Annotated in this window: 11 protein-coding genes; 2 read left to right on the forward strand and 9 right to left on the reverse strand. The window is 71.5% G+C overall.

Annotated elements, in window-relative coordinates; all coding sequences use genetic code 11:
- The first annotated feature begins 85 nt into the window (after nucleotides 1-85).
- Together ACQPWZ_RS12280 and ACQPWZ_RS12285 are read left to right on the forward strand one after the other, a co-directional pair.
- Entirely contained in the window at nucleotides 86-1,438 is a 1,353-nt protein-coding gene (locus ACQPWZ_RS12280; protein ID WP_340477837.1) for a glycosyltransferase, read from the forward strand.
- Nucleotides 1,435-3,582 (forward strand): glycosyltransferase family 1 protein, encoded by a 2,148-nt coding sequence (locus ACQPWZ_RS12285; RefSeq protein WP_356701761.1) that lies wholly within the window; start codon nucleotides 1,435-1,437, stop codon nucleotides 3,580-3,582. The genes ACQPWZ_RS12280 and ACQPWZ_RS12285 overlap by 4 nt, the downstream gene beginning before the upstream one ends.
- Before the next feature lie 81 nt (nucleotides 3,583-3,663).
- Here the strand turns inward: ACQPWZ_RS12285 and galE are convergent, their stop codons facing one another.
- From galE to ACQPWZ_RS12330, 9 genes are all read right to left on the reverse strand, one after another.
- Nucleotides 3,664-4,644 (reverse strand): UDP-glucose 4-epimerase GalE, encoded by a 981-nt coding sequence (gene galE, locus ACQPWZ_RS12290; protein WP_433571331.1) that lies wholly within the window; start codon nucleotides 4,642-4,644, stop codon nucleotides 3,664-3,666.
- A gap of 80 nt (nucleotides 4,645-4,724) precedes the next feature.
- The gene (locus tag ACQPWZ_RS12295) at nucleotides 4,725-6,008 is read right to left on the reverse strand and encodes a nucleotide sugar dehydrogenase (RefSeq protein ID WP_340473086.1); all 1,284 of its coding nucleotides are present in this window, start codon (nucleotides 6,006-6,008) and stop codon (nucleotides 4,725-4,727) included.
- Nucleotides 6,005-7,633: a glycosyltransferase family 2 protein gene (locus tag ACQPWZ_RS12300; protein ID WP_340473087.1), complete on the reverse strand. Its 1,629-nt coding sequence runs from the start codon at nucleotides 7,631-7,633 to the stop codon at nucleotides 6,005-6,007. Before ACQPWZ_RS12300 ends, ACQPWZ_RS12295 begins: the two co-directional genes overlap by 4 nt.
- An 11-nt stretch (nucleotides 7,634-7,644) precedes the next feature.
- A complete protein-coding gene (locus ACQPWZ_RS12305; RefSeq protein ID WP_340473088.1) occupies nucleotides 7,645-8,661 on the reverse strand; it encodes a Gfo/Idh/MocA family protein in 1,017 nt (338 codons plus the stop codon).
- A complete protein-coding gene (locus ACQPWZ_RS12310) occupies nucleotides 8,658-9,776 on the reverse strand; it encodes a DegT/DnrJ/EryC1/StrS family aminotransferase (RefSeq protein WP_340473089.1) in 1,119 nt (372 codons plus the stop codon). Before ACQPWZ_RS12310 ends, ACQPWZ_RS12305 begins: the two co-directional genes overlap by 4 nt.
- Nucleotides 9,777-10,108: 332 nt before the next feature.
- Nucleotides 10,109-14,107, reverse strand: a complete 3,999-nt coding sequence (locus ACQPWZ_RS12315) for an Rne/Rng family ribonuclease (RefSeq protein WP_433571332.1) — start codon at nucleotides 14,105-14,107, stop codon at nucleotides 10,109-10,111.
- A 284-nt stretch (nucleotides 14,108-14,391) separates the two neighbouring features.
- The gene (locus ACQPWZ_RS12320) at nucleotides 14,392-15,147 is read right to left on the reverse strand and encodes a TIGR03936 family radical SAM-associated protein (RefSeq protein WP_340473091.1); all 756 of its coding nucleotides are present in this window, start codon (nucleotides 15,145-15,147) and stop codon (nucleotides 14,392-14,394) included.
- A gap of 125 nt (nucleotides 15,148-15,272) precedes the next feature.
- Entirely contained in the window at nucleotides 15,273-16,469 is a 1,197-nt protein-coding gene (locus tag ACQPWZ_RS12325; RefSeq protein WP_433571333.1) for a hypothetical protein, read from the reverse strand.
- Nucleotides 16,470-16,604: 135 nt separating this feature from the next.
- A complete protein-coding gene (locus tag ACQPWZ_RS12330; RefSeq protein WP_433571334.1) occupies nucleotides 16,605-17,138 on the reverse strand; it encodes a GNAT family N-acetyltransferase in 534 nt (177 codons plus the stop codon).
- Nucleotides 17,139-17,173: the final 35 nt, after the last annotated feature.

Here is a 17,173-nt window from a genome sequence, read left to right on the forward strand (position 1 = left end):
CGGGCTGCCCTCCGACGGCTCGCGGCCTCATGTCATCTACCTCGCCATCGGCTTTCCGCCGGCTGCGAAGAGCAGTGCCTACCGCATGCGCGAGACGGCGAACCAGTTCTGCAGGGCGGGCTGGGACGTCACCGTCGTCAACATCGCCCAGGAGTCCTGGGAGCGGGACTCCGGCGTCGACCTCACCCTTCTGGAGCAGGTCGACCCGCGCGTGAACATCGTGGAGCTGCCGCTCTCCCGCGAGGACCTGGAAACGGACATCCGCCTCTTCGACGAGGAGCGCGCGCTCAACCCCAACAAGTGGGTCACGCAGCTGCGCAAGCGGCAGCAGAAGCCGTTCCCGGAGCCGAACTTCGGCGAGTGGCGCGGAGCGCTGGAGCAGGCCGTCCTCGACATCCACCGGGAGCACCCGGCGGATCTGCTGGTGGCCAGCTGCGTTCCGTACGTCAACCTCGCCGCGGCCTGGAAGCTGTGGGAAGAGGCGAAGGTCCCCTACGCGGTCGACTTCCGCGACGGCTGGTCGATCGACGTGATCACCGGCATCGAGGCCTTCACCAAGGACTCGGAGATGGGCCGCTGGGAGCAGAAGGTCCTCGACCACGCGGTCAGCCTGTGGGTCGTCAACGACCCGATCGCCGACCACTACCGGGCCCGCTACCCCGAGTTCGCGTCCCGCGTCGAGGTCGTGCGCAACGGCTACGACGCCGACAGCTCACCCGGCCGCGCCCACCGCGCGGACCCCGAGGCCGGCCTGGTCTTCGGCTACCTCGGCACGGTCAACTTCACGCCCGCGCATCTGGAGACGGTGCTCAACGCCTGGCGCGCGGCGCGCGAACGCGAGCCGCTGCTCGCCAACGCGCGCTTCGAGGTCCGCGGCCACATCGGCAACGGTGCCGGCCGCGAGGCGAACAAGCACTCCGAGATGCTCAAGCAGGCCGAGGTGGACGGCGTCTCCTTCGGCGGCCCGGCCGCCAAGGCCGAGGTCTCCTCCATCTACGCCCGCTGGGACGCGATGGTGCTCATCCTGATCGGCGGTCGCTTCGTGACCTCCGGCAAGGTGTACGAGTACATGGCCACCGGACTGCCGATCGTCTCGGCGCACGTCGTCGAGCACGACGCCTCCAACGTCCTTCAGGGGCATCCCCTGTGGACCGGTGCCGTCGGCATCGACGAGGAGGGTCTCGCCGAATCGTTCGTCAAGGCCGCGCACATGGCCGTCGAGACGAGCGACGAGGTGCACGCCGAAGCCATGGCGCACGCCGACCAGTTCACCCGCGAGGCTCTGATGTCCGTGGCCGTGAAGAACCTGGTGGGCCGACTCACCAACGGACACGACGGGCACGACGGGCCCGCAGCGGCCCCGGGGGACAAGACCTCCACCACGGACGTGGACAGCCTCTCATCGAAGTCGATCGTCGCCGGAGGGCCCACCTCGTGACCGATGTGCTTTTCGTCGCCGCATCCCAGCCGCAGTTCGGCGTACTCGCCGACGCGGTGAAGAAGTTCCGCGCCCAGGGCGCGCGAGTTCACCTCGCCTGCCTCTTCGACGCGCGGGCCTGCCTGGAGGACCTGGACAAGCTGGAGCTCGACGGGTTCCAGCAACTGCCCTACGGCATAGGGCATCTGAGCATCGGCACCCGCCGCAAGCTCAAGCGGGTGCCGCACGGCCGGCGGCTGTGGGTCCAGATCCGCAGGAACGCCTGGCTGCGCCGGCACGGACTGGCCGCCAAGCACCTCGTCGCGCTCGACGCGAACGCCGTCTACACGGTGTGGCGCCTGTCGCAGTACAACGCGGACGCCGGTGCCTCGTTCGGTATCGCCCCGGCCCTGCGCGCCATGGAGGGCGAGGCGTCCACGCCGCAGCCCGTCACCCGGCGCCGGAACGTGATAATCCCTCCGCGCACCCTGATCGCCGCCGACGTACGCCGTCAGGCCAAGGCGCTGCCGCACACCGTGATGCGTACGGCCACCGCGCGCCCCGTCATGCGCAGTGCGGTCGGAGCGCGGCTGTGGCGCTCGGCGCTCGGCGCGCCCGGTGTGCCCGCGGGTTTCCGGGCCGCACTGTCCCGGCAGGTCGCCGAGGGCATGCGCTGGGCCGGACGGCCGGGCGGCGCGACGCTCGCGCTGACCACCGCCGCCCGGCGCATCGAGAACCGCGAGATCCGGACCGCGCTGCTGGACGAGGCGGTCAGGACCGAGCTCAACAAGGGCATCGCACCGCGTGCCCTCGACAGCACGGTCCAGGAGCTGCTGACGCAGGCCGACGGCCTGTACAAGGCCGGTGACCCGGCCGCTGCGGCCAGCGCGCTGGACCGGGCCCTCGTGCTCGGCTTCCACCGCGTCGTCCACATCGACCAGCTCAGCTCCCCCCTCGCGGCCGACCCCACGGCCTTCTCCGCGCCGGTGCACGCCTCCGCGGTGATGAAGAAGATCGGGGAGCCCCGCGGCAGGAAGACCCCGGCGGCCACCCCGCCGTCGGACCGCCCGCTGCGGCTGCTCGTCACCACCAGCGCCAACGACAACTTCCTGAAGCTGGTCCTCTCGCACTACGAGGACCACCCGGGCGTCGAGGTCCGCTATCTGGACCTCGCGGCGACCCCCGCCATGAAGCGGATCTCCTGGGCCGGCCGGCGGATGATAGAGAACCGTCTCGGGGGCGACGCCCTCTACGCGGAGCAGGTCGAGCAGCTCATGCGGCCCCATCTGGACTGGGCCGACACCGTGTTCCTCGACTGGTGCGTGGCACCGGCCGTGATGCTCACCACCATCGACCCGGGCGACACCCGGATCGTGGTGCGGCTGCACAGCTACGAGGCGTTCACCCGGTGGCCGCACCTGGTGGACTTCTCCCGCATCGACGACCTCGTGTACGTGGCGGACCATGTGCAGGACCTGACCACCTCGCTCGTGCCGCAGCTGCGCGGCGAGGCGGCTCCGCGCACGCACATGCTGCACAACGCCATGGACCTGAGCGGCTTCAACCGCGAGAAGCCGGCCGACGCCCGCTTCAACCTGGGTCTGATCGGCATCTCGCAGGTCGCGAAGGACCCGCTGTGGGCGGTCGACGTCCTGGAGCGGGTGCGCAAGCAGGACGAGCGCTACCGGCTGCTGCTGGTCGGCGGCGACATGGACCGCAAGACCAGCCGTGCCACCAAGGACTATCTCGCCGACTTCGAGAGGGTGCTGGCTCCGCTGGAGGAGTCCGGTGCCGTCGTACGCCTCGGTCCGACCGACGACGTGCCCGGCAAGCTCACCGAGATCGGCACGATCCTCAGCTCCTCGGTGCGTGAGGGCTGCCACGTCGGTCTGATGGAGGGCGCGGCGAGCGCCGCGGTCCCCGTGGTCCGTGACTGGCCGTTCTACGCCGGACGCGAGCACAGCGCCCGCACGCTGTACCCGGAGAACTGGGTCGTCGCCTCTCCGGAGGAGGCCGCCCGGCGCATCCTGGAGACCACGGCGACGGAGGAGAGCTGGCGCAACGCCGGCAAGCTCGCCTCCGAGCACGCGCTGTCGGTCTGGGACTGGCCGGTGGTCAGCCGCACGTTCGACGAGCTGTTCCTCGGCGAGCGGTCCGCTCGCTGACACCACCGCATACGAGTGAGGGCCCCCGGGATGTCCCGGGGGCCCTCACTCGTGTCCCGGGCGGGCCGGGACACACAAGGCTCAGACGCGGGCCCCGGGATGGCGCAGGCACCAGCCCTCCCAGGCCGAGGCGACCATCGTGCGGATGTCGTGACGGGCCTCCCAGCCCAGTTCCGCGCGGATCAGGTCGGCGGACGCCACGACACGTGCCGGGTCGCCCGGACGGCGCTCGACGACGGCCGGCGCCGGCTCCCGCCGGCCGGTGACGTCCTGGATGGTGGTGACCATCTCGGCCACCGAAACACCCTCGCCACGGCCGATGTTGAGGACGAGCGAGGCCGACGCGTCCTCGGCGAGCCGCCGCGCGGCCGCGACATGGGCGGAGGCGATGTCCTCGACGTGGATGTAGTCGCGGATGCAGGTGCCGTCGGGCGTCGGGTAGTCGTCACCGAAGACCCGCGGGGCCTCGCCGGCCGTGAGCCGCTCGAAGACCATCGGCACCAAGTTGAAGATGCCGTCGTCGCCGAGCTCGGGCGAGGCCGCGCCCGCGACGTTGAAGTAGCGCAGCGAGGCCGTGGCCATGCCGTGCGCCGCGCCCACGGCGCGCACCAGCCACTCCCCCGCCAGCTTGGTCTCCCCGTACGGGCTCATCGGCAGGCACGGGGTGTGCTCGGTGACCAGGTCGACGTCGGGCATGCCGTACACGGACGCCGACGAGGAGAAGAGGAACCGGCGCACACCGGCGTCGGCGGCCGCCTCCAGCACGCTGCGCAGGCCCTCGACGTTCTCGTAGTAGTAGTGCAGGGGCTTCTCGACCGACTCGCCGACCTGCTTCTTGCCCGCGAGATGCACGATCCCGGTGACGGCGTGCTCGCGCAGGACACGGTCGACCAGCTCACGGTCCAGGACCGTGCCGATCTCCAGCGGGACCGTGCCGGGGATCCGGTCCTTGCTGCCGGTGCTGAGGTCGTCGAGGACGACGACGCTCTCGCCGCCGTCGGTCATCGCCTTCACCACGTGCGATCCGATGTAACCGGCACCGCCGGTGATCAACCACGTCATGCCAAATGCCTCTCGCAGGACGGCCCCGCCCCGCAAAGTCCGCGGGACAGGGCCACTGTTCTGTGCGTGTGCAGGGGGCGTCAGCCGCCGATGACGACCCGGCGTACGCCTTCCCAGCGGGCCGGGTCGGTGGTGCGCCGGCCGTCGACCAGGACGCGGACCTCCGGCAGGTCGGAGGCGGCGAGCTCGCGGTACTCCGCGTGGTCGGCCTGGAGGATCGCGGCGGTGACCGGCTCACCCGCGTGCGGCGTGAGGCCGTGCGCGGTCAGCTCCTCGGCCGTGTACATCGGGTCCGACACGAACGGGACGGCACCGCGGGCCTTGAGCGCCTCGACGGTCGGGAAGACGCCGGAGAAGGCGGTCTCCTTGACGCCACCGCGGTACGCGGCACCGAGCACCAGGACATTGACGTCCTTCAGGTCGCCGTAGGCGGCGGCCAGCAGGTCGACGGCGTACTCCGGCATGGCGGCGTTGGCCTCGCGCGCCGAGCGCACGACGGTCGCCTCCGGGTCGTTCCACAGGTACATCCGCGGGTAGATCGGGATGCAGTGACCACCGACGGCGATGCCGGGCTGGTGGATGTGGCTGTACGGCTGCGAGTTGCAGGCCTCGATGACCTTCTTGACGTCGATGTCGTTCTTGTCGGCGAAGCGGGCGAACTGGTTCGCCAGGCCGATGTTGACGTCGCGGTAGGTCGTCTCGGCGAGCTTGGCGAGCTCGGAGGCCTCGGCGGTGCCCAGGTCCCACACGCCGTTCGGCTGCGCCAGGTCGGCGCGCTCGTCGAAGTCGAGGACCTTCTCGTAGAACTCCACGCCGTGCTTCGCAGACGCCTCGTCGATGCCGCCGACGAGCTTGGGGTAGCGGCGCAGGTCGGCGAAGACGCGGCCGGTGAGGACGCGCTCCGGCGAGAAGACCAGGTGGAAGTCCTCGCCGGCGGTCAGGCCGGAGCCCTCCTGGAGCATCGGCGCCCAGCGGGTGCGCGTGGTGCCGACCGGCAGCGTGGTCTCGTAGGAGACGAGGGTGCCGGGCTTGAGGCCCTTGGCGATGGCCTTGGTGGCGGAGTCCATCCAGCCGAAGTCCGGGGTGCCCTCGGCGTCCACGAACAGCGGGACGACGACCACGACGGCCTCGGACTGGGCGACGGCCGCGGCGGTGTCGGTGGTGGCACTCAGCAGCCCGGCGTTGACGGTCTCCTTGAGCAGCCGGCCGAGGTCGTGCTCACCGGGGAACGGCTCGGTGCCGGCGTTGACCAGCTCGACGACCTTCTCGTTGACGTCGGCGCCGATGACCTTGTGGCCCTTGGCCGCGAACTGCACGGCGAGCGGAAGCCCGATCTTGCCGAGCGCAACTACACAGATATTCATCGGGATACTTTCCTCTTCACACGGACCAGCAGGGGCCGCACACGCGACCACCATTTGTCGGAGGGCGGGAACAGGAGGCCGGTCACGACCACCATCCGGCCCTTGGCGTTCACACGCGCGGCCACTCGGTAGGGGGTGCCGCTGCGCCAGCGCCGGGCCAGCGGCATCGGCTTGTCCTGGGCGCGCACGGGGATCTCGTACGTCCAGCCCGCGATGTCCACATGGACGCGCACACCGAGCGTGGCCGTACGGGCCGCCACGGGGATACGGGCCCGCAGGACCGTGCCCGCGCCGTCGGCGGTCACCTCCTGGGTGAACTCCCCGGCGGGGGGCGGGAGTTCCTGCCCGGCGGGCAGCCTGCGCCCGCCCGCCTTGTCGGCGCTCTTGGGCATCGCGCCCTGGACGAGGCGCACCACGGCCGACTCGGTGTCGCCCGTCAGCGCGGTACGCACCGCGACGGACAGGAACAGCTCGTCACCGCTCTGCTCCCACTCGGCCGAGACCATTTCCGTACCGGCCGCGAGCGCGGCGGGCACCGACTCCCCGAGCACCTCGTAGACCCGGTCCGGGATGCCCACGGCGGGGTCGCGGAAGCCGGTGTACGCGGCGAAGGCGCGGTCGCCCTCCAGGTGGAAGGGGGGCGGCGCGCCGTTCTCCTCGGCCTCGATCGCGGCGACGAGCTCGTCGACCATGCCGCGCTGGGCCAGCGTGAGCCGCACCCGTCGCGTCACGGGCAGCGAGTCGGCCAGCCGCTCGGTGAGGTAGTCGTCGGCCAGCTCGGCGATCCCGGCGCAGACCTCACGCCTGGTCTGCTCGTCGAGCGCGGGGAAGTCGCCCTGGACGAGCTTGGCCAGCTCCCAGGTGAAGTGGCGCTGGAAGACGGTGTCACGCTGCGGGCCGGCCTCGATCAGTCCGGCCGCGTGCTCCAGGATCCGCGCGGTGCACCGCAGCCGCGAGAGATGGTTGGCGCGGTAGGTGATGTTGCTCGAGTCGCCGCGCTTCACCGCGTAGTAGTACGTGTAGTCCGCGAGGACCGAGATCTTCCGGGCCCTGACGCACGCCTCGATGGTGAACGGCTGGTCGCTGCCGACCGGCAGATCCTCCGGGAACCGCAGCTTGTGCCGCTCCACCAGATCGCGGCGGAACAGCTTGGTGTTCGCCAGGGTGAAGGGCAGCGCCGAGTCGTACAGGCTGACGTCCGGGTTGCTCTTCTTGTAGAGCGCCTGGTGGACGTAGCGGCCGTTGGTGCCGACCATCTTGCCGATCACCACGTCGGAGTCGTGCTTGTCGGCGTACTTCACCATCCGCGCGAGAGCCTCTTTGCCGAGGTAGTCGTCGGAGCCGATGAAGTAGACGAAACGCCCGGTGGCCACCTCCAGCGCCCTGTTGCTGGGCGCTGCGGGGCCACCGGAGTTCGCCTGGTGAATCACCTTGACGGTCTTCGGGTACTTCTTCGCGAAGCGGTCGAGCTCCGCCCCGCTGTCGTCCGTGGAGCCGTCGTCGACGGCCACGATCTCCAGCCTGTCCAGGCCAATGCTCTGCCCGACAAGAGAGTTAAGGCATTCCGTCAGATACGGCATCGTGTTGTACACGGCCACAACGACGGTGACATCAGGACTGGTCAAGGCTCCTCGCCCTACTGGGCCGCGGTGTACGCGGAGAGATCGACGGTGACTCCGCCGGCGGCGGACTCCAGCACGGCTGCCGCGACCTCGACGGTACGAAGACCCTGCCGCAGTGTGCAAATGTCGTCGGACTTGCCGAGCACCGCGTCCCGGAAGAGCTCGTGCTCCACCAGCAGCGGCTCGCGCTTGGCGATCGCGTAACGGATCATGTCGCCCTCGGCGACACCGCGGAACGCCTGGACCGCTTCCCACTCGGTGGCCTGGGAGGCGTTCGCGTAGAAGGTGAGGTCGGCGGTGAGGGTGTCCGCGACGAAGCAGCCCTTCTCGCCGGTGACCGAGGTGAAGCGCTCCTTGAGCGGGCTCAGCCAGTTCACCAGGTGGTTGACCATCGTGCCGTCGGAGAGCTGGCCGACGGCCGACACCATGTCCTCGTGGGGACGGCCCGACTTGGAGACCGTGCGCGCCGAGATCGAGGTGTAGGTCTGGCCGGTGACCCAGCCGGTGAGGTCGATGTCGTGGGTGGCGAGGTCCTTGACCACGCCGACATCGGCGATGCGGTGCGGGAAGGGGCCCTGGCGGCGGGTGACGACCTGGTAGACATCGCCCAGCTCACCGGCCTCCAGACGCTGGCGCAGCGACCGCAGCGCGGGGTTGCAGCGCTCGATGTGCCCGACGCCGGCCACCAGACCGCGCGACTCGAAGGCCTCGACGAGCCGGCGGGCGCCGTCCACGGTGTCCGCGACGGGCTTCTCGATCAGGGCGCCGATGCCGGCCTCGGCCAGCTTCAGGCCGACTTCCTCGTGCAGGGCGGTCGGGCAGGCCACCACGGCGTAGTCGATACCGAGCGCGATGAGCTCCTCGACGGTCGACAGCACGGGGGCGCCCTGCGCCCAGCCGTTCTTGTCGCCCATCGGGTCGACGACGCCGATGAAGTGGACGCCGTCCAGTCCGGCCAGCACACGGGCGTGGTGGCGGCCCATCGAGCCGAGGCCGATCAGGCCGGCCCGCAGTCCCGGAGCGGTGGTCACAGGTTCTCTCCCAGGTCGTTCACGGCGGCGGCGATGCGCTCGAGGTCCTCCGCGGTCAGCGAAGGGTGCACCGGCAGCGAGACGACCTCGGCGGCCGCCCGCTCGGTCTCGGGCAGGTCCCAGTTGCGGCCGGCCTTCTGGTCCGGCTCCCAGTACGGCTTCAGCCGGTGGATCGGGGTCGGGTAGTAGACGGCGTTGCCGACACCCGCCTCGGTCAGCTTGGCCATCGCGGCGTCGCGGTCGCCGCTGACGCGGATCGTGTACTGGTGGTAGATGTGACGCGCACCCTCGGCGACGGTCGGCGTGGTCACGGCCGGCGCGGTGATGTTCTCGGTGAGGTACGCGGCGTTGGCGATGCGCTGCTCGGTCCAGCCGTTCAGCTTCGCCAGCTGCACCCGGCCGACGGCGGCGGCGACATCGGTCATGCGCATGTTGGCGCCGACGATCTCGTTGGCGTACCGCTGCTCCATGCCCTGGTTGCGCAGCAGGCGCAGGGTGCGGGCGATCTCGGCGTCGGCCGTGGAGATCATGCCGCCCTCGAGGGAGTGCATGTTCTTGGTCGGGTAGAAGCTGAACGTTCCACCGGAGCCGAACGCGCCGACGGGCGTGCCGTTCAGCGCGGCCGCGTGCGCCTGGCACGCGTCCTCGACGACGGCCAGCTTGTGCTTGGCGGCGATGGGCATGATCTTGTCCATCGCGGCCGGGTGGCCGTACAGGTGCACCGGCATGATCGCGGCCGTGCGCGGGGTGATGGCGGCCTCGACCGCGGCCGGGTCCAGGCAGTAGCTGTCGGCCTCGATGTCGGCGAAGACGACGTCGGCGCCGACGAGGCGGACCGCGTTCGCCGAGGCGGCGAAGGAGAACGAGGGAACGATCACCTCGTCGCCCGGACCGATGCCCAAAGCCAGCAGAAGGAGGTGCAGCGCGGAGGTACCGGAGTTGACGGCGACGCAATGGCGGCCGTCGACCAGGTCGCCGAAGCTCTCCTCGAATGCGGCCACTTCGGGGCCCTGCACCACGCGACCGCTGCGCAGTACGCGTACCGCGGCCTCGATTTCTTCCTCACCGATGACCGGGCGGGCAGCGGGAATGGGCTGCCGATTGCTGCTCGTCATGGACGTCCTCCTTGAACACCGCAAGAGCTCTTTGTGGCAGAGGTCTGGGGCGGTGCGGACGTCTTGCGAGGCCGCGCACACCCCTCCGGCGCAAAGCCAACGCCCTACCGAGGAACTGGGACCGGTCGTGTCCCGAACCGGGTCGGTCACCTACCGTAGTGTCCGGAACGGGAGTCTCACCCGGCAGCGACCGCCGTCACATTATCAGGGATTTCCTAGTCAATTTCGGGGCTGTTAACGGAGCACTGCATCAATTCGGAGACAAAAACCGTGTCCCACCCCTGAGCCTGTGGGATGGGACACGGCTTGTTCACTGAGGGCTCATCAACTGTTCAGCTCTCGGTGGTCGCCGTCACCGACGGCAGCGACTGCTCGGCCGCGGCGGTCTTCTTCGCACCGGCCTTCTTGGTGGTCGTCTTCTTCGCCGTCGTCTTCTTGGCCGCCGCCTTCTTGGTGGTGGTGGCGGCCTTCTTCGCGGTGGCCTTCTTGGCCGTCTTGCGGACCGCCTTCTTGGCGGGGGCCGCCGGCTCCGCGTCGTCCGCCGGCGCCTGCGGCTCCGCGCCGTCCTCGGCGGCGGCGACCACGACGACCGCGGCCTCCTCCGTACCGGACGGCGAACCGGCCGGGGCGCTGACCTTGCGGGTCGCCCGGCGGCGCGCCCGCGGCGGAGCCACGGCCGGAGCCTCTTCGGCCACGGGGGCCTCGGGCTCGGCCACCGGCTCCTGTGCGGGCTCGGCAGGCGCCTTCACCAGCGTCTCCACGACGGTGGGGTCGGTGGTGGGCGGAGGACCGGCGGGCGCGGACGCCTTACGGGTGGCCCGGCGGCGACCACGGCCCGCGGGGGCCGCCTCGTCGACGGCGGCCGCGGCGGCGACCGGCTCCGGCTCGGCCTGGGGCTCGGGCTCCGCCTTCGGCGCCGGCTCGACGACGGTCTCCGCCACCGCGCTCTGCGCCTCGGCCGACCTCGGGGCACCGCTCGGCGCCGAGGCACGGCGGGTCGCCCGCCTGCGGCCACGGCCGCGCGAGGCGGCCGCCTCGGCCTCGGCAGCGCTGCTGTACAGGTCCTCGTCGGGCTGGAAGTCCGGCTCCGGCAGCGCGGCCGGAGCAGCGGTCTCCGCGGCGACCTCCGCCTCGCTCTCGGTCCCGGTCTCGGCAGGCGCCTCGGCCGTGGCGTCGAGCTCGTGCTCGTGGACGTGCTCCGAGCCGCCGCGGCCGCGCTTCTTGGAGCGCTTGCCGCCACCGCCACCGGCGGCCGTCGGCTGCTCCATGTGCACGATCACACCGCGCCCGTTGCAGTGGACACAGGTCTCGGAGAAGGACTCCAGCAGGCCCTGGCCCACCCGCTTACGGGTCATCTGGACCAGACCCAGCGAGGTGACCTCGGCGACCTGGTGCTTCGTGCGGTCACGGCCCAGGCACTCCAGCAGCCTGCGCATGACCAGGTCACGGTTGGACTCGAGCACCATGTCGATGAAGTCGACGACGACGATGCCGCCCAGGTCGCGCAGCCGCAGCTGACGGACGATCTCCTCGGCCGCCTCCAGGTTGTTCCTGGTGACGGTCTCCTCGAGATTGCCGCCCTGACCGGTGAACTTGCCGGTGTTGACGTCGATCACGACCATGGCCTCGGTCTTGTCGATCACCAGCGAACCACCGGACGGCAGCCAGACCTTGCGGTCCAGCGCCTTCATGAGCTGCTCGTCGATCCGGTACGTCGCGAAGACGTCGACCTCGCTCGTCCACCGCTGAAGGCGGTCGGCCAGGTCGGGGGCCACGTGCTGGACGTAGCCGTGGATCGTCTCCCACGCCTCGTCACCGCTGACGATGACCTTCGAGAAGTCCTCGTTGAAGATGTCGCGGACGACACGGACGGTCATGTCCGGCTCGCCGTACAGCAGCGACGGCGCGTTCGAACTGCCGCCGCCCTTCGACTTCTTCTGGATGTCCTCCCACTGCGCCTGGAGCCGCTCGACGTCACGGCGCAGCTCGTCCTCGCTCGCGCCCTCGGCCGCGGTGCGCACGATGACGCCCGCGTCCTCGGGAACGATCTTCTTGAGGATGGTCTTCAGCCGGGCCCGCTCGGTGTCGGGCAGCTTGCGACTGATGCCGGTCATCGAGCCCTCGGGCACGTAGACCAGGTAACGGCCGGGCAGGGACACCTGGCTCGTCAGACGGGCGCCCTTGTGACCGATCGGGTCCTTCGTCACCTGGACGAGCACCGACTGGCCGGACTTGAGCGCGGCCTCGATACGGCGGGGGCCGTTGGCCATGCCCAGCGACTCGAAGTTGACCTCACCGGCGTACAGGACGGCGTTGCGGCCCTTGCCGATGTCGACGAACGCGGCCTCCATGGACGGCAGTACGTTCTGCACCTTGCCCAGGTAGACGTTGCCGACGTACGAGGTCGCCTGCTCCTTGTTGACGTAGTGCTCGACGAGCACGTTGTCCTCGAGGACGCCGATCTGGGTGCGCTCGCCGCTCTGGCGGACGACCATGACCCGCTCGACGGCCTCGCGGCGGGCGAGGAACTCGGCCTCGGTGATGATCGGGACGCGGCGGCGGCCCTGCTCGCGGCCCTCACGGCGCCGCTGCTTCTTCGCCTCCAGACGCGTGGAGCCCTTGATGGACTGCACCTCGTCGGAGGGCTCGTCGCTCTTGGCACGGGCCGGACGCGGCTCGCGGACCTTGACGACCGTGCGCTCCGGGTCGTTCGTACCGGACTCGTCCTCGGACGTCGGCTCACCGCTGCGACGACGACGGCGACGGCGGCGACGGCTGCTGGAGCTGCCGGCCGAGGGGGCGTCGTTGTCGCCCTCCTCGTCGGAGTCCTCACCGTCACCGGCCTCGGTGTCCTCGGCGGCGGCATCGTCGGACTGCTCGTCCGACGCCTCGTCGGCGTCCGGGGACTCACCACGGCGACGGCGGCGGCCACCACGGCGGCGACGCCGCGAGGGGCGGTCGCCGTACTCGTCGGAGTCCTCGTCACCGGCCTCGGCGTCCTGGTCGGACTCCGTCTCGGCGGCGGGCTCGGGCTCCTCGGCGACGGGGGCCTGGGGCTGCTCGGCGGGCTCACCGCGACGGCGGCGGCGACGACGGCCCGCGGGCTCCGCGGGGGCCTCTGCGACCGGCTCGGCGGTGACGTCGTCCTCGTCGGAGTCGGTCTCCTCGTCCGGGTCGAGAGCGGCAGCGGCTGCGGCCGTCTCCGGGGTCTGGAACATGGGCTCGGCGAAGACCGGGGCCTGGAAGAGGGCCACGGCGGGCCGGGCGGCACGGCGGGTGCGCGCGGGGGCCTCGCTCTTCGCGGCCTCCTCGCGCGGCGCGGGCGCCTCCTCGGCGGCCGGCTGCGCGGTGGTCTCGGGCGAGACGGCGCGGCGGCGCGTACGGCCGCGGGTCGCGGCCTTCTCGGCTGCCGCGACCTCGTCCTCGCGGGAGGTGATCTGTGCGACGGCGTCCTCGGGCAGGCTCTCGCCGGACTCGACGGCAGCGGAGTCGACGGCGTCCGCGTCGGTCCCGGCCTGCGGGCCGGCGGCCGGCGCGGTGGCCTTGCGGGCGGCGCGGCGGCGGCTGCGACCGGCCGGCGCGGCCTCGGGCTCGGCGGACTCGGCCGGGGCGGCCTCGGTCTCGGCCTGCGCGGTGGGGGCACCGGCGGGCGCGGAGGCGCGGCGGCGGGACCGGCGCGGCGCAGGAGCCTCGGCAGGGGTCTCGGCGGAGGCCTCGGCAGGCGCTTCTTCGGCGACCTGCGCGGCGACGGCGGGCGCGGCCTCGACGGCGGCGGCGATCTCGGCGCCCTCCGGCGCACTCACCTGGCGCGTGGCCCGGCGGCGCTTGCGCGGCGCGGGAGCCTCGGCGGGCGTCTCTTCGGCCACCTCGGGGGCGACCGTCTCCGCCACCTCGGCGGCAGCGGCGATCTCGGCTGCCTCAGGCGCACCGGCAGGAGCCGTCGCCTTACGCGTGGCACGACGACGCGCACGCGGCGCGGGAGCCTCGGCGGGCGTCTCTTCGGCCACCTCAGGGGCAACCGTCTCCGCCACCTCGGCGGCAGCGGCGATCTCGGCTGCCTCAGGCGCACCGGCAGGAGCCGTCGCCTTACGCGTGGCACGACGACGCGCACGCGGCGCGGGCGTCTCCTCGGCAGCCGCAGGCGCGGCGGCCTCGGCCGCCTCCTGCACCGGAGCTGCCACGTCGGCGCTCTCCGCGGAGGCCGCTCCGGCCGGCGGACCGGCGGGGCGCGAAGCTGCGCGGCGCCGACGGCGCGGTGGCAGCTTGTCGCCAGGGGTGTTGTCGTTCTGTTCGTTGTCTCCGGCAACGCCGGATTCAGTCGGCTCGAGCATGCGGGCGGTTCTCCCGTCACGCTCCCGGGCGCCGCGCCTCATTCCGGTCCGGCCGCGGCCCGCGTGATGTGCGCGGTGCCGCCGTCCGGGGCGCGGGCGCCGCACGGGAGCTGTTATGTCTGGCTCGCCGGTTCCGTACGCGATGTACGCACGGCCTGGCGAAAGTCTTCTGGTCCTTGCGCGGCCCGACCCAGGTGGCTCCCGGATGCGAGAGCCGCGCTACAACGACTGCTCCAACGCGGCGGGACCTTCGGGCGCCGTCGCGGGGTGTCCCCCCGGCGAAGCTAGGGGGAGGCTGTTCCGACGGCCGTGGGTGAAGCGGCCGGAACTGCCTCGCGGTCGAGCGCGAGCGGGTCGGTCACCGTGCCGGACTCCTCGTCGAAGAGCCCCTGCGCCAGCCTGGTCACCGCTGCGGGGACCGGCGGCGCCAGGTCGGCCACAGCGTGGAGACCGGACAGGACGTCGTCGGGTCGCACGGCAGGTGTCACGTGCCGAACGACCAGCCGCAGTATCGCACAGGGCTCGACCCCGGGCCTATCAGGCTGTGACGGACCCGCCTGCAGATCCGCCACCGCACCCCGCGCATCGAACGTCCGTACGCCGTTCTTGGTCTTGCGCCGGACTTCGACGGTGTCGGCCGCGAGAAAGGCCTCGACGGCCTTCTCCGCGTCCTCCACCCGCACGCCCTCCAGCCGCAGTTCCCACACGGACGCGGTGAGCCGGTCGGCGAGCCCGGACGTACGGGCCTCGACGGCCTCGGTGATGTCCAGACCGGTCGGCAGCGACTCGTCGAGCAGTTCGCGCAGCGTGTCGGGGTCGCGGTGCTCGCTGAGGGCGATCTCCAGATACTCGGCCTCGCTGCCCGTGCCGGTGGGTGCGGCATTGGCGTACGACACCTTCGGATGCGGGGTGAAGCCCGCCGAGTACGCCATAGGCACCTCGGCGCGCCGCAGCGCCCGCTCGAAAGCGCGCTGGAAGTCACGGTGACTGGTGAACCGGAGGCGGCCGCGCTTGGTGTAGCGCAGACGAATGCGCTGCACCGCAGGTGCGGGCGGCGGGCCTTCGGGCTGTCGCTTGCCCAGTGGTTCTTCTCCTCGGTGCGGGACGGGCGCGGGGGGCGCGCCGCCCTCGTCGATGCGGGGTGTCCCGTGGGGGCCCGTCCGGCTCACCCCTGCTTGTGCAGGGAGATCTCGGGCTCGGCCGCCGCGCCGGGGACAGTCGTTGTACTACCCAGAGTACGCGCCTGAGGCACGAGCGGTTCCCCAGGTTCCGCATACCCCGGCCCGCCGACCAGTGCACGCCACGCGTCACGCCTCGCCTGCCGGATCGTTTCCCTCGCCGAACGGACCGCCGCCGCGGCCGCCCGGCCCGCCTCGACCGCGGCTCGCTTCGCCGGACGCCAGACAAAGTCCCGCACGGCGTGGCCGACCGGAGTGCACACACTCCCGTAGAACCAGCGCACCGGCCGGACCACGAGCTGGACGACGAGCCACCGCACGGCACTGCCGACCGCGCTCGACACATAGCCGGCGACCCGCCAGGCGACGACGAAGGCCGCACCGATCTCACGGCCGAGCGGCACCAGCACGCGCTGGAAGATCCACACGAGCGGCGCGACGACGAGCGTGCCCACCAGCCACACCACGGGCGTGACCAGCAGGGTCAGCACGGTCCAGGTCAGGGCGGTCCACAGGCCGCGGCCGAGAACGGCCAGTCCGTGCCAGAGGCCGGCCGCCAGCCGGACGATGCCGTGCCCCAGCGGGGTCAGGACCTGCCGGTAGACCCAGGCCACCGGAAGCACCAGCCCGTACGTCACCACCGGCACCACGACATAACGCCACAGCCCCACCCACGGCCAGACGAACAGCACCTTGCCCAGCACCACCGCCAGCCACGCCAGAGCGTGCCCGACCGGCGTCAGCAGCGAACGGTGGACCCAGCGCGCGGGAGCCACGACGAGATGCCCGACGAGCCAGGCGATGCCACGCCCCAGCGTCCCGAGCGTCCATCCGATGCCGCGCCCGAGGCCGGTCAGCACCCAGGCGACACCCCGACCCACCGGCGTCAGCACCTGCCGGTAGACCCACACCGCCGGAACCACCAGCCCGTACGTCACCACCGGCACCACGACATAACGCCACAGCCCCACCCACGGCCAGACGAACACCGCCTTGCCCAGCACCACCGCGAGCCACGCCAGAGCGTGCCCGACCGGCGTGAGGACAACGGCGTACACCCACACCAGGCCGTGCCCGACCGGTCGCAGCACCGTGCGGTGGAGGGCCCGGCCACAGAGGGCGAGCAGATCCCACAGCATGCGCACCGGCACGACCACGACGAGCACCACGATCCGCACAGGCACCCGCACGAGGGTCGTCAGACATCCCTCGCCCGGCTCGTACCCCGCCGGCGCCTGATGCCCGCCGTACCCCTGACTCCGGCGAACCGGCGTGTGTTCCGGCGACCGCTTTTCCACGTCCATGTCAGGCAGGACGCATCACAGGTCCGTCCGGATCCAGTACCTGCGTTTTCCGCCCCGCTCGTCCTCCAGAACACCGCCGTTGGCCTCGATCACCTTGCGCGAGGCGATGTTGGTGAGGTCGCAGGTGAGCAGCACGGAGTCGATCCCGAGCCCCCGTGCGTAGGGAAGGGCCTGGCGCAGCATCGCGGTGGCGTGTCCGCTGCGCCGGGCGCACGGCCGCACCGTGTAGCCGATGTGCCCGCCCAACTCGTGCAGGAACGGCGTGAGTCGATGCCGGATCGCCAGCCGTCCGAGGAAGACATCGCCGTCCAGGAACCAGAGGTTGGTGTGCGGCACCCAGCCCTCGGGGCGCGGGGTCTCCTCCAACGCCTCGGCCCGCAAACGCCCCACGTACTCGGCGAAACCGTCCGGCCGGTGCCAGACGCGGCCGAACTCCTCGATCTCATGCGCCAGCAGGGTGTCGGGGTCGGTCCCCTCCGCGAGGAACTCGTCCATCGCGGCGAGAAAGGAGGTGCGGACGCCGGTGACGGGAGCGGTGAGCTGCGGCATCGCCCCATTGTGCCCGGACGCCGATGGGCCCGGAC

The organism is Streptomyces sp. CA-251247, from assembly GCF_050952975.1.
Classification (GTDB): Bacteria; Actinomycetota; Actinomycetes; order Streptomycetales; family Streptomycetaceae; genus Streptomyces; species Streptomyces achmelvichensis.

Coding starts and splice junctions, on each gene's coding strand:
- ACQPWZ_RS12330 (WP_433571334.1), bottom strand. CDS start 17,138: ATGCCGCAGCTCACCGCTCCCGTCACCGGCGTCCGCACCTCCTTTCTC.
- ACQPWZ_RS12295 (WP_340473086.1), bottom strand. CDS start 6,008: ATGAATATCTGTGTAGTTGCGCTCGGCAAGATCGGGCTTCCGCTCGCC.
- ACQPWZ_RS12315 (WP_433571332.1), bottom strand. CDS start 14,107: ATGCTCGAGCCGACTGAATCCGGCGTTGCCGGAGACAACGAACAGAAC.
- ACQPWZ_RS12280 (WP_340477837.1), top strand. CDS start 86: ATGCGCGAGACGGCGAACCAGTTCTGCAGGGCGGGCTGGGACGTCACC.
- galE (WP_433571331.1), bottom strand. CDS start 4,644: ATGACGTGGTTGATCACCGGCGGTGCCGGTTACATCGGATCGCACGTG.
- ACQPWZ_RS12310 (WP_340473089.1), bottom strand. CDS start 9,776: ATGACGAGCAGCAATCGGCAGCCCATTCCCGCTGCCCGCCCGGTCATC.